The following is a 13,920-nucleotide window of genomic DNA, read 5'->3' as shown; positions in this document are numbered from 1 at the left end:
ACACGAAAAAAGTAACATGGTTTGATATGTGTCACAACATTAAAACCAGAGATTTGCTAAACGCGGCTTTTGTGGATCTCTCTCCTTGCGAGCCGACACTTGCTCCAATCCCCCTAACTCCGCTCAGGGTGAACGGAGATTGTACCCATCAAACACATTGAAATAATGCACGGTTACACGGTTTCAATGTATTTGATGGGTTCTCTCGATCAATGACGCCCAGACTCCGTTCGTCCCAAGCCCACCGACAGCATGATCAGTTTCAGGTATTTCATAAATTATGAACAGCCCGATTTATGGAAGAAGGCTGTCAGGAAGCAGTTGCCGTCAGGCGATGCGCCCACTTGGTTTTTGCTGCCAGCTGCATATCCACCACTTCGTCACTTTCATCGACGATTTCGCGGCCAAGCAGTGTTTCAATCATATCTTCCAGTGTCACGATACCACGGATATCGCCATATTCGGTGACCACCATGGCGATATGGCTGCGTTTCCAGGAACGTTGCCATCAGTTTTGGCAGTGGCTCCTTTTCCAGCACGGCAATAATCGGACGTTTCAGGCTTTCCAGTCTGGTACTGCCGCCTTCCCGAAGATGGGAAAGCAGAATGTCATTTCTCATGACAAAGCCGTTGATATCATCCGGGTCTTCACCGTACACAGGAATACGCGAGAAGCTGGAACCGGTGAACTCCTTCATATAAGCGTCAGTGGTCGTAGATTCCGGTAATGAAAACAGCACTGAGCGAGGCGTCATGATTTCCACAATCTGGAGATCACGAAACTTCAGCATGTTTTTCATCAGCTCAGACTCGACACCCTGCAGTGCACCCACCTGAAAGCCAAGGTCGGCCATCGCCTGAATTTCATCACGCAGATAAGGGTTGGTTTTGTCCTTTGGGCTCAGCTTGCTGGTCAGTAACTCGGTGATCCAGATAATGGGCAGTAGCAGCTTAACCATAAAGCGCACACCAACGGCCATAACCGGAACCAGGGATTGCCACCAGGACGCACCAATGGTTTTTGGAATAATTTCAGACAACACCAGAATCAGTAAGGTCAGCACGGCGGAAAAAACACCAACAGCGGCATCACCAAAGACTTTCGCCGCCTGGGCACCCGCACTTGCCGCACCAATGGTATGAGCAATGGTATTCAGGGTAAGGATAGCGGCCAGAGGGCGGTCAATATGATCGTGCAGCTCACGGACAATCTTTGCCCATTTGCTGTTTTTCTGCTCAAGGCTAACCACATAGGCCGGGGAGATACTGAGTAGGACGGCTTCAAAAACCGAACAAACGAAGGACACCGCAATAGCGATGACAACATACGCAACAAGCGTAACCACGCATGGCTCCAAAGGTAATCAAGGGAATGCTATTCTAGCCTGAGAATTTAATCTTTGGCGATAGAAATTTCCGAATATTACAACGTGTAAAGATACGGAACATTCTTGCGAAATTTTGGTCAGTATGAATTGTGTGGATCATTTGGCCAACTTCCGACTGGGGAAGACTTGCGGATATGAATGTTTTCGAAAGAATTTCCGGTTTATTCCTGGGTGGCATCTTTCCCTCCAGTCCTCCGGCTGTTGGCAATCCATCATCAAGTGACGAGTTATTTGATGAATACACGCCATTTCTTCAGATGTCACCGGAAGATGATACTTCTTCCAGTGGCCCGGGCCGTGAAAGACGACCAATTCATAGCTTTGCTATTGCCGCAACGGAAAAAAAGCGAGCGGATACCACCAACCCGGTGAAGTTTGACTGTGTCATCATGCCGCCTGATGATGACGTAGATGCACTGTTGGACAGGCTGTCTACCTTCGAGTATCAACGTGCACAAAATGGCGAGGCCGGTGCTGAGATTCACCTGATACAAAGTTTTGAAGATTTATCCAGGGACAACCTGCGCCAGCGTATTCATCTGGAAGGTGGTGGCAAATGCCAGCGTTCCCCCGGCAAGTTATTTGACAACAGTCGCCCGATCCGGCTGGTGGTTGATTTACAGAGGATGCACCCCAGCGATACCGTGGCACTCAATGACCTGCTTGACCCGGAGAGCCCTGCGTTAAATAAAATCCGATTAGGCAGTCATGTGGAGATACTGGTCCTGGTGCAAAAAAAACAGCTTCATACCGGTAATACCTTTTCATTGGGCGCCGATACCTGTCGGCGCATAAACCGGGTAGACAATACCTGGGATTATCAGAAAAAGCTGGCATCCCTCACCAGCGTTCCTGAAGCACACCGTTCTATTCTTGATATCTCTCCCTGCGCCCCGGATGACAATAACCCGGCCCATGAACATGAAAAGTTCTCCATTAATTTGTGTCACGGCACGGTTCCCTGGCGGCAAACACTGCTCGGGAGCTACGGTGTTAAGGCCGATCATGGATTCGGCTGGGAGGCGGGAGCCATTGAGAGAGAGGCACCAAAAAAACTGTGGATAACCGATGCCCCCGAAGGGGATCCGGCATTTACCCAGGCGCTGCGGAATATAAAAATCACCCGGGAAATCGAAGCACAGGGAGAAAAACTGTCACTGCCTGAAGAGATGTTCTTTCGGGTCAGACAATCCGGGGGGGAAGACAGGTCCCGGCTCCTTGGCAGTATCAGGCTGGTAGCCAATATCCCTGACGGTCCGCTCATCACCATCAATTCCGCTAATGTTAAAAGCTGGCTGAGCACAGTGGGGATTAACGACAAAGGAGAGAGTTGCGAGCACCATCCTCTGGAAGAAGCCATTCAGGCAGGAGGGTCAATAGTGGTGACCTCGTCATTGCAGGAGGCGCAGTGGACACAATTACTCCATCGGCTCACAACGCTGATGGAAGCAAAAGAAACGAAAGTTCCGCTGACATTGCTCGAAACCAGACAACCAGAGTCTTTTTTTCCTGCCAGGCCTGACAGTTCGCCACCATTGGCGGGTGACGCATTTGAGCCAATGATCCGGATCCAGCGCAGTGAGGATCACGAAGCACTGGTGAATGATCTGTTCAACAGACACCCGGAGGCTGAGATTGTCCGTGTCAATCCTGAAACGACCCTGACACAGCTGGTTAATAACCCACACATAGCCTCTGAAGCCAGATACCGATACGGATTCCGCTGGTCCGGCTTGATGAAGGCTTTGCAGTCAAATAAACCGGTTATCTTGTGTGGCCTGGAGCAAAACCCCAGGTTGCAGCTTGAACTGGAAACCCTGCTTTTGAAACCGGGCCACTTCTTTGTCAACGGCAGTAAAGAGCCGATACCGGTGGATTCCAGAATTTACCTGGTATGGCCTGAAGGTGTCAGAACGGAATCGCCGGTATGGCACAGTGCAATTGCCCGGGAAGTGGCCGTGACGCCGCCGGTTCCTGAACACTCCCAAACCTGGAACGAGCTGAAAGAGGGGCTGGAAAAACTGCACAGTGCTTTAAGGACGCTGCCGGAAAGGTTTGCCACGATTAATTGGCCAGCGTTGTCGGATGCCCTGGTGCAATCGGTACTCAATGAAGCCAATGCCATCGTCACGGAGGAAGGCGGCACCGAAGTCCTTCCTGTCCACTACCGCAAAGCCGTTGCAACATTGGTGACACATGTCGCCAGAAAAGAAAAACAAGTCAGAGCGTTCGCAAAGTCAATTACCCGACAAATATGGCCCGACCCGAATGGCTATTGGGTGGATATTGATAAACTGACCGCTGTTCTTGGGGATGGTCACCTGATCAACAGTGCCTATATTACCAGCAACGGATGGGAGCTGGTTGATCTGTTCGGCGAGGGATTTTTTTCACACCCCGAGCCAATGGCGCTTGATTATAACCAGCCTGGCCACAGGAAAACACTGATCGCGCTGCTATGTCGCCACGCCCCCAGAGTGTATCAGCGAACGCTGAAAAAAAGACTTGGGTGTGATGATGAACTCTTGAATACACTGCCTGAGGCGACTTGCCGCTCATCCGTCATTACCCGGATTCTGAACAATGCCCTGTACGCCGGCTGGGATTTTCGGAAGCAACAGAGTATTCCGGTTCAGACGCGACTGGACAACCTCTCCACCCGGATTCTGAGAATTCAGCAAAATGCCTCCGCAAACCAGCAGCGGCATTTGATCCGCAGCCTGCTGGAACGGCAATTTATTAATATCAGTGATGATGATCCGTCGGTGCTGGAGCAAATACTCTCAAAACGCATATCCCAGCACAACAGGGGTCTCAGGAGACTGGCCCGACTCAAACGACGAATCCGGGGCAATAAATTGATCACCCTTGAGGGCACCACCGGTACGGGCAAAAGCTATCTCGCCCATCAGGCGGCAAAATTGTCAGGCCCTACGTTTACCCTGACCATTGGCCCCAGCGCAGAAGAGAGCCATCTCCTCAAACGGTGGGTCTGGCAACCTCAGGGTGATGACCGTGAGATGACAGAGCAGGCGGGAATTATCCTGAAATGGGCCAGAACAGAGCCCGAACCCGGTGAGATGGTGACCCTGGTGGTGGATGAAGCGAATCTTGCCGCCAATCTTCTGGATAACGTGCTGGCCGGTATCTGGTCGGCCAATCCCCATATCTTCTGTGGTTCCGAAAGAGTTGGCATTTCACCTCAACACCGGGTTGTGTTCACCTGTAATCCCGGTGCCTACTCCGGCCGCAGTCAGCAAACGGTCCTGCAGGATCGGGGTATTAGGGTTTACTATCCCGCTTTAAGCCCGGAGTTCCTGAAAGAGCAGGTGGTCTTGTCGGCACTGAACAGGCTATTTTATGGGGCCTCTTTCAAAGGGCTTGATGACACTGCGGCCCGACAGACTGCCGACACGGTGATGGAGCTGCAAAAGCAACTGAAACTGCTGCTGCCGGACCGGGTCTTCAGCCCCCGGGATCTCACCGATGTCTGTGGCTGGATGGCCTGTCAGCTCCATTACAGCGGCAAGCGTGTCACGCAAACCCAGCTCGATGATATGGTCTGGAACGGGTTTGACAGTGTCATCGCTCACTCACTGAATAATCAGACTCAGGCGTCTTACCAGATTTTAAAGCTGTGGTTTGAGCACCGCTATGAGGCCCACAAACTGCCAGCCACCGTGACAGGATATAACCTGCGTCTTGATCAGCTTTACGACACATTCTGTTGCTACGTTAACCAGGCAAAACCTGAATTTGATACATCATCACAGTCCGTTAAATCATTAATGCAGACGCTGGCCCAGGATCTTGATCGTCTCCGTCTTGAGCATGAAAGTGGCGTTCGCCATTCAGGGCGCAGGGCGACACTGGTTGAAGGCCCGGCCGGCAGAGGCAAGGACGCAACCTTGAAGTTGCTGCTGGATATGTGGGATGCCAGTGATGAAACGGGCAGGCCCACCGAAGTCCGTTACTTCAATGCCGGAGACTGTGACTGGGCTGAGCTGAAACAAGCCATCAGGGAAGCTCAGCAGGATGGGACGGTTCTGGTGGTTTCAGAGTTGAACATGATCAGCAGTGCCGACCTTGAAGGGGAACTCAATGATGTACTGACCGAGCCTTGCGCGCCCGGCTTCCACCTTTTTGCCACCACCAACCCACCGGAATACAGCGGGCGCAGCGCATTTTCACCGGCACTTAACGATCGTTTCCGGATTATCAGAATCGATGATTACAATGAGCAGGAGCTGTGCAGGATTGCCCGGCAATTACTACCCCCGGAAAACCCGGATCAAACTGCTGAGCGTATTGCCGCCCTGCATTGTTACGTTTACCAACGGTTAAAAAAATCCGGGCAGGCGCTGTTCCCGGTTTGCCGTGATCTGCAAAAGCTCGCGGCAGCAGTCACGCCACAATCGGATTTAACGGCATTATTTTGTCAGCATTACTTCCTCTATATGGCAGCCGGAAAAATCGCCAAAGAGGAGGTTGCTGGTTTCCTTCGGGATTCAATGCCAGAGCAACCAGCAACGGTAGATGGTCATCGTTACGATCACGGGTTATGCCGCTGGCTTTTTCAAACCATTCCCGACCTGGACAGACCATTATTTATCCAGCGCTCAACATCCGGTGGTTTTGGTGTCACGCAGACACGGGAACTCGTTATTGATGAGAAGCTGTCGGATAGCGATGCCAGGGCAGAAATTATCAAGCGGACTGCCCAGTGGTTATGGCGGCAAGAGACCGACCTGCCAGATGATCTGGGAGTCGGCGGTGATAAGCAAAGCAAGGCGCTCTATGTTATGCAGCAGCGACAGTGGTTTCGTGCACGCATAAAAGACAGCGACGTTCTCCCTTCGGAGGTATTTAAGCTCAGCGGCTGGAAGGCGGGTCCTGCCGAGTTGCAGGTTTCAGCCGGGCACATGGATGCTCTGATGTACCTGGGTGGGTTCCGACACATCTTTTCAGAAAGAGAGATCTGGGAACGCTTATTGGGCGGTGATCTGCAAGTGGACATCGACAGGCCCGTTTCAGTCTGGGAGGCTTATCTGAAGCCTGCCTGTCTGCCGGTTGCGGTGGTTTGCTGTCTTCCCGCTCTTGCCATTGCACGGTGTTTGCCTTACTTGCGGCGAACAGCTGGCAAGAAGCTTGACGGTAATGTGACGTCTCTTTTTGGAGAGCAGCCCCAGCAAAGTGTGGGTTGGAGAAACAGTGGGAATGGCTACCAATCCATAGAAACCAGAACGGTCATTGGATGTTGTGGATCTCAATCCGAGCCTGTCAGGAGGGAAAGAACATTCTACGGTGAGGACATCAGGAAATATCGGCTAGATGTCATTCGTTATCAAGTGACCGGTGAAGGCGATATTTACACGAAGGATTGGACACCCGGAAAGAGCGATTTAATCAGGGTCTTTCCTGAGGCAATGGCTGCAAATACGACTGCTCAACTGTATCCGTGGGAATCTTATGGGTGTCACACGATCAAGGTCGGACCAGGCCATAAATTGTTTCCTCTGCCCGGCAGGCAACCCAGGGAGGAGATAACTGAGCTTCGAACGGAGCCGGTGCGGGCTCACCAGGTATTCCTGGATAACTATACTGGCCAGCACTGGATTCGTTTTTCAGGTTTAATCATCAACTGCACTATTCATGTCCACTATAAACTGAGCAAAAAATGCGTTGGCGCAGGCCTGCTTGAAAAAGCCAATGTCAGAAAAGTGCATGATACTCAACCAGTAGAGACTCAGAAAAAAAACAAATGCTGTTGCCTTCCGGCAGAACTGTTCAAATCCCATGATCGTAATCAGCGTGATCTGATCTCTCCGCAGGGCAACCATTGTCCGGAACCGGTCAGGCATCGCGTTGATGTCCTGTTCAATAGGGTGCGGGCCGCTGCACAAGCCCCCATAATGCTGACTGATAAGCAGAAGTTGGTACTGGATATTATCAACGCAACGGATGATCAGGGGCGCATTGCCGCAGCAGCGAAATATTGTCGTCAGTTTGACAATCAAAGTCACCTTAAGATCAAAGATGATTTGGCACAGGTTCTGCTTTCTGAGGCTGTTGGCGCTTGCAGGCACCGTGCACCTGTTTTCAAATTTATTCTGCAATATTTTGGTATCACCTGCCGTGTTGTTAAAAGTGAGATCCATGTCTGGGCAGAAGTCTGGAATGGCCTTGATTGGGAAACCTATGATTTGGGCGGTGCTTATTCGGAAGAGGATATTCATGGCCACAACCCTTATTTTCCAAAAATTGATGTGCATGATTTCGCAGAGCGGGAGACTGACCAGTACTCCCTTACTGCTTTAGCCCCCGGGGTAGTAGAGCATTTCAAAAAAGCCAATCTGGAAGGCTTTAGTCAGGGATGTGAGCGCCTGTCAACCTGCAAACAATATGACAGCTCCTTCGTTGAAGAACAAAGGCAGGTTGAAGAGTCATTATTGGCTGGTTTGAATCAAATGGCTGAGTCGGGTGCAGATGATTGCAGGCAGGTTTTGGAACAGATTGAATATGCTCAACATCAACTTGATGCACCGTCTCGCTACAATCCTACGCAGAAAATGTGGGGGTTCCTCGAATCGGTACTGACTAAGCACTTGAAGCACTGCATTGCAAAAAAAGAGACCAGTATCGGATGGTGTTCGGTTTTGGCGGCTTTTATAGTCCAAAAAAAGTGGTTTAAACCCAGAGTAGACTATTCATTTAATCTCTTTCTAAATCTCAAACAGTGGCGCTGGATCGAAGCAAATGTTCCATCGTTGGGAGTGCTTGCCAACCAGAATATTGAAAACTGGTATGATCTCTGGAAGAACAATGAACTCCCTTTCTCTTTCTCGAGGAGTTATACCCAAGAGCTCAATGAGATGCTGACGGAGATAGATGAAGACACCCTGCCCACCGGGTGCTCGGAAACCTTTGAAACGTTGTTGGGCGCTTCTGCCAAAATGGAGCAGTGGACTGATCAGCCAGAAGATGGAATACCTGATATCAGTCGTCTTCTCCATGGGATCCCTGCCTACAGAAAAGTGACCTCAAGCCAGTCCCAGGTGGGTAAGCCTCTCTTCCTGATGACCAATGGCTTTATCGATACCCGCAACCAGCGGGAAGAGACTCAAACCCGTTTTGCCCACTATCTTTACAAGCGTGCCCAATCTTTGAAGGCACCCATGAGCATTGGTCTGGCCGGAAGAGAGAATCTCAGTTTCAGACCGTTCCATGTGGTTAAACCAACCAGCACGGTTGACGTTAAAAATCTGCTACTCAACTATGATAAGTTCTTTGTCCCAGGTAAGTACTACCGTGATCAATACATCTCTAAGTTTGTCGCCAAACAGAAAGACAATGCTGAAATGTTGGAAAACACCAGAATCAAAAAAATGATGGATAGCGAGGATCTGGTGGTTATCAGATCAGAAGATGTGCAGAAGATTTATGATGAATATATCGAAAGCCTGGGGGTACAAAGCTGAAGTGGGTGGGGGCTGTTCAGATTCTTACAGTAGACAATAAGCATCTATCCATTTAAGGAACTGTCCCGAAATAACTTCCACATGTCCGATGTGACCCTGTCAAGAAAAACCTTGCCACAGAGAAACGGAGGAAAAGATTTTTTTCTTTTCTCCGTGACTCCGTGTCTCTGTGGCAAAAAGAGGAAATTATTCCGCGACAAATCCTTTGTGCAATGCTTGCCAGCCAAAGACCAGCTTTAGTCCTGCGTCCCTTCAATTGCTGGTATTTACCTTTACTTTGTGAAATCGATTTCGTTTTTTGGCCTATAAGTGTGGTTTTTCATACTTTAAATGGGCTTTTCTTGTACTTCTTTTGCTTTTGATTGATAGAAACTCTAATACTACGAAAGTGCATAGATAATTATTTTGTGTGTGGGTAATTCAGTTCAACGTTGTTGGAGTAATTGAGAATGGGAAGGGCGCTTCCCTCGTCTGAATGCACACATTATAAAGAGAGTTTCTATGTGGAATAAACTGAACAAGTCGATGATGTTCTGCCAAATGATGTTTGGCTTATCCTTCTATGGTGTGATGGTCACTTTGACCCGATTCTTCCTTGAAGACCTGCAATACAGCGAAGCAGACACCATGATGATTGTTGGTGCCTTCTCTTCCATTGGTCCTCTTTTTGCCATTGCCGGTGGTTTCATTGCTGACAAATTTCTGGGGGCCAAACGCTCACTGACGCTGGCTTACATGGCATTCGCAGCAGGTTACGCACTGCTGGCATTTGGTGCTTCCATCACCAATGCTCCAATGGCTCTGCTGGGGATTGCTCTGGCCAGTTATGCCCGAGGTTTGATGTCTCCTTCTTACCCAAGCCTTTATAAGCGTACTTTCCAATCTCAGGAAGACTTTGAAAACTGCTACCCGATTAACTATTCGGTTAACAATGTAGGTGCCCTGCTGGGTCAATATCTGTACCCAATGCTGGTGCTGGTTATTGGCTTTAAAGGTGGTTTTGCGCTCTCTTCTATCATGGCGGCTCTGGCGGTTGCCATGCTGGTTATTTTCCACAAGCCACTGGTGGAGATTGGTGAAGATATCGACAAGCAGCCATTGAGCACTATGAACACGGTTATCTTCCTGGCGCTGTCTGTTGCCATGTTGGGTATGGTGTTCTTCATGTTCTCCGACATGGAAACCGGGAAGTACGTTGTCTACGCCATTGGTGGTACCGCACTGTTGTATTTCATCTCCCTGATGTTCAAAGCCAGTCGGTCGGATGCTCTGAAAATGGGTACCATCCTGATCATGGCATTTCTGGCGACTGCATTCTTTGTCTACTACGGCCAGATGATGACTTCCATGACCATGGTGACTATCAATACCATGCGTGGTGAGCTGCTTGGCTTTATCCCTCTGGCTCCAGAGGCATCCATGGCGATGAACCCTCTGTGGTGTATTGTTGCAGGTCCCGTCATTACCGCGAGTTTCACGGCTCTTGAGAAGCGTGGTATTAACCTGTCTACTGCCAGCAAAGTATCCATCTCTTTTGTACTGGTGACTATTGCGTTTGGTATTCTGACCATGGCGGTTAAAGGCATTGATACCGATGTTATCATCAGCCCGGATGTATTCCTGGTGATCCACGGTTTCCTGGCCTTTGGTGAAGTGATTGTAGGTTCTCTGGTGGTTGCCTTTATTCTTTCGGTAACACCCAGGAAGATTGAGGGTTTCTCCGTGTCCCTGTTCTACATTGCCATGGCTCTGTCTGGCATCATCGGTGCGGTGATCTCCGGCAGTATTGCCATGGAAAAAGGACAGGAAATCACCCAGCAGTTTGTTCAGGGTGTTTACGGTGACTACTTTGCCATGCTGACAGCCGCCGCGGTGGTGATGGTGCTTGTTGCCCAGGTGTTTTCTTTGGTTATTCGCAAGATGCTGGACAGTGCAGATCGGCCTGAAGAAGAGTTGACTTCTGCGTCCCGGACACCGCTCAGGCAATAACTGGTTATCCCCTGCACTCATCATGGAGCAGCACAAATTTCCAGTTTGGTACCATCGAACCACATTTCGAGACGTATCAGCTTATTTGTGCACATCTCCTGATCTCACACCTGACGCAGTCAAGCTGCGTCTTTTCTGTAACGCTCACCACAGTGGTTCTCTCTTTAAGGAATCTTCCTGACCATCAAACCCTGCCACTTGCTCTGTTGAAGATAAAACCTGAGCCAACTATCAGCGGCAAGAAACACCTTTTATTCTTCCTTTTTTATGAGTGAAATAAGCAATAGTTTGGAATTTATAGAACTTTTTGTGTCCAAGAAGGTCTAAAAAGAATGAGTATCTTATCAGGCATACGTTTTAACCTTATTCAACGCATTTCTCCTGTATCCTTACACGCCGACGTTGTGAAGGAGTGTTATGTTTGCCTGGACGATATAACCGGCTCCCGGAGAGTTTCTGTCAATATTTGCAATCATTATTATCATACATCGTGTATTAAGAAATGGCTGAAGACCAGTAAAGAACCAACTTGCCCATTCTGTCGTCGTAATATTTGTATTATTGCCGATACGGGGTTACCTCTCCACTATGCAGCTGCTCAAGGCCAGCAGAAAGCCATTGGTGCTCTGATTGACAGAGGTGCGTACGTCAACTCTCGAACCAAAGACGGGAGGACACCCCTCCACTATGCAGTCGATCAAGGCCAGCAGGTAGCCATTGGGGTTCTGATTGACAGAGGTGCAAATGTCAACTCTCGAACCAAAGACGGCAGGACGCCCCTTCACTGTGCAGTTGAGAAAGGCCAGCAGGTAGCCATTGGGGTTCTGATTGCCAGAGGTGCGAACGTCGACTCTCGAACCAAAGACGGGAGGACGCCCCTCCACTGTGCAGCCGAGACAGGCCAGCTGGAAGCCATTGATGCCCTGATTGCCGCAGGTGCGGACGTCAACGCTCGAACCAAAGACGGGAGAACACCCCTCCACTGTGCAGCCGAGAAAGGCCAGCAGGAAGCCATTGATGCCCTTATTGCCGCAGGTGCCAACGTCAACGCTCGAACCGTGAAAGGAGATACGGCCCTGAAAAGTGCGAGCGACTGTAAAGAGATAAATATCCCAATGATCAAGAGTTTTGCTGATGCTGGATTTGATGTTGATGCACCATGTAATCATTCAGGTTCAACCATGCTTGCTTATGCCGCTGAGGCGTGTGATTGGGAGTTTGTCGACGAATTGATCGGCAAAGGTGCTGATATTAATGCCCCCAGGAATATAAATACTCAATATACGCCCCTCCACCATGCAGCCGCTCAAGGCCAGCAGGAAGCCATTGATGCTCTGATTGCCAGAGGTGCGGACGTTAACGCTCGAACCGTGAATGGAGATACGGCCCTGCAAATGGCCAGCGACAATAACAAGATAAATATCCCAATGATCAAGAGTTTTGCTAATGCTGGGTTTGATGTTAATGCACCATGCAATTATTTAGGTTCAACCATGCTGGCGTATGCCGCTGAGGCTTGTGATTGGGGGTTTGTCGACGAATTGATGGCCAAAGGCGCTGATATTAATGGCCCCAAGCATATAAAGACTAACTATACGCCCCTCCACTATGCAGCCGAGAAAGGCCTGCTGGAAGCCATTGATACTCTGATTGCCAAAGGTGCGGATGTTAACGCTCAAACCAAAAGTGGGATTACGGCCCTCCACTATGCAGCCGCTCAAGGCCAGCCAAAAGCCATTGATGCCCTTATTGCCGCAGGTGCCAAGGTCAACGCTCGAACCAAAAACGGGTTTACGCCCCTCCACTTTGCAGCCGCTCAAGGCCAGCAGGAAGCCATTGATGCTCTGATTGCCAACGGTGCCAACGTCAACGCTCGAAGCGAGAAAGGAGATACGGCCCTGAAAAGTGCCAGCGACAATGAAAAGATAAATATCCCAATGATCAAGAGTTTTGCTCATGCTGGATTTGATGTTAATGCACCATGTAATAGTTCAGGTTCAACAATGCTGGCGTGTGCCGCTGCGGCTTGTGATTGGGTGTTCGTTGACAAATTGTTGGACAAAGGTGCTGATATTAATGGCCCCAAGAATATAAATACTCAATATACGCCCCTCCACTTTGCAGCCGAGAAAGGCCAGCCGGATGCCATTTATGAACTGATTGCCAGAAAAGCGGACGTCGATGCTCGAACCAAAAACGGGTTTACGCCCCTCCACTGTGCAGCCGCTCAAGGCCATCAGGAGGCCATTGATGCTCTGATTGACAAAGGTGCAGACGTCAGTGCTCGAACCAAAGACGGGGTTACGCCCCTAAAAAGGGCCTGCGACAATAAAAAGATAAATGTCCCAATGATCAAGAGTTTTGTTAATGCTGGATTTGATGTTAATGCACCATGTAATAATTTAGGTTCAACAGTGCTTGCGTGTGCCGCTGCGGCTTTTGATTGGGAGCTCGTCGACCAATTGGTGGCCAAAGGTACTGATATTAATGCCGGGAATATAAATAATTATACGCCCCTCCACTATGCAGCCGAGAAAGGCCAGCAAAAAGCCATTTATGCTCTGATTGCCAAAGGTGCGTACGTTGACGCTCGAACCAAAAAAGGGGCTACGCCCCTCCACTATGCAGCCGGGAAAGGCCAGTTGGATGCCATTTATGCCCTGATTGCCGAAGGAGCAGACGTCAGAGCTCGAACCAAAGACGGGTTTACGCCCCTCAAATATGCAACCCAGCAAGGTCAGCAGGCAGCCGTTGATGCCCTGATTGCCTACGCTGCAAAGCTCAAGAAGAGAACCACCGGTGCTCATGTCCGAAAAAAAACAGTAAGACAATGCTAAAAATCACCGCAAAAACAGCAGTAACGCAACCATTTAAGTAGTTGGCCAAATGGAATCGTATATTTCTGGCTAAGTGGGCAGTTGCTATGCAAGGCGCAACGTAGGGAGCATAGCCGTAGCTATGTGACCGGAGTTGCAACGCCGCAGAGTGACTGACAACTTAGTCAGAAATATATGATTTCATTTGGTTAACTACTTAATGGAAGCCCCTGATAACAGAGGCATTTT

General features: G+C 49.6%; 4 protein-coding genes. 3 read left to right on the top strand and 1 reads right to left on the bottom strand.

The features are described from left to right. Window positions 1-416: 416 nt before the first annotated feature. Window positions 417-1,346: a CNNM domain-containing protein gene (locus tag O3276_RS10195; RefSeq protein WP_269675527.1), complete on the bottom strand. Its 930-nt coding sequence runs from the start codon at window positions 1,344-1,346 to the stop codon at window positions 417-419. A 176-nt stretch (window positions 1,347-1,522) separates the two neighbouring features. On the opposite strand from O3276_RS10195, the gene O3276_RS10190 reads away from it, so the two are divergent. The 3 genes from O3276_RS10190 (at window position 1,523) to O3276_RS10180 (ending at window position 13,692) form a co-directional block, all read left to right on the top strand. Then, window positions 1,523-8,866 carry a transglutaminase domain-containing protein gene (locus O3276_RS10190; RefSeq protein WP_269675526.1) on the top strand — a complete coding sequence of 2,448 codons (7,344 nt, stop codon included), beginning with the start codon at window positions 1,523-1,525 and terminating at the stop codon, window positions 8,864-8,866. 501 nt (window positions 8,867-9,367) lie between these two features. Continuing rightward, on the top strand, window positions 9,368-10,855 hold the full coding sequence (locus O3276_RS10185; RefSeq protein WP_269675525.1) for a peptide MFS transporter: 1,488 nt from the start codon (window positions 9,368-9,370) through the stop codon (window positions 10,853-10,855). A gap of 332 nt (window positions 10,856-11,187) precedes the next feature. Next, window positions 11,188-13,692: an ankyrin repeat domain-containing protein gene (locus O3276_RS10180; protein WP_269675524.1), complete on the top strand. Its 2,505-nt coding sequence runs from the start codon at window positions 11,188-11,190 to the stop codon at window positions 13,690-13,692. Window positions 13,693-13,920 lie beyond the last annotated feature (228 nt).

This window comes from Endozoicomonas sp. GU-1, from assembly GCF_027366395.1.
Lineage (GTDB): Bacteria > Pseudomonadota > Gammaproteobacteria > Pseudomonadales > Endozoicomonadaceae > Endozoicomonas.
The sequence above is the reverse complement of the archived record's forward strand: the minus strand, read 5'-3'. Positions and strand labels throughout refer to the sequence as shown.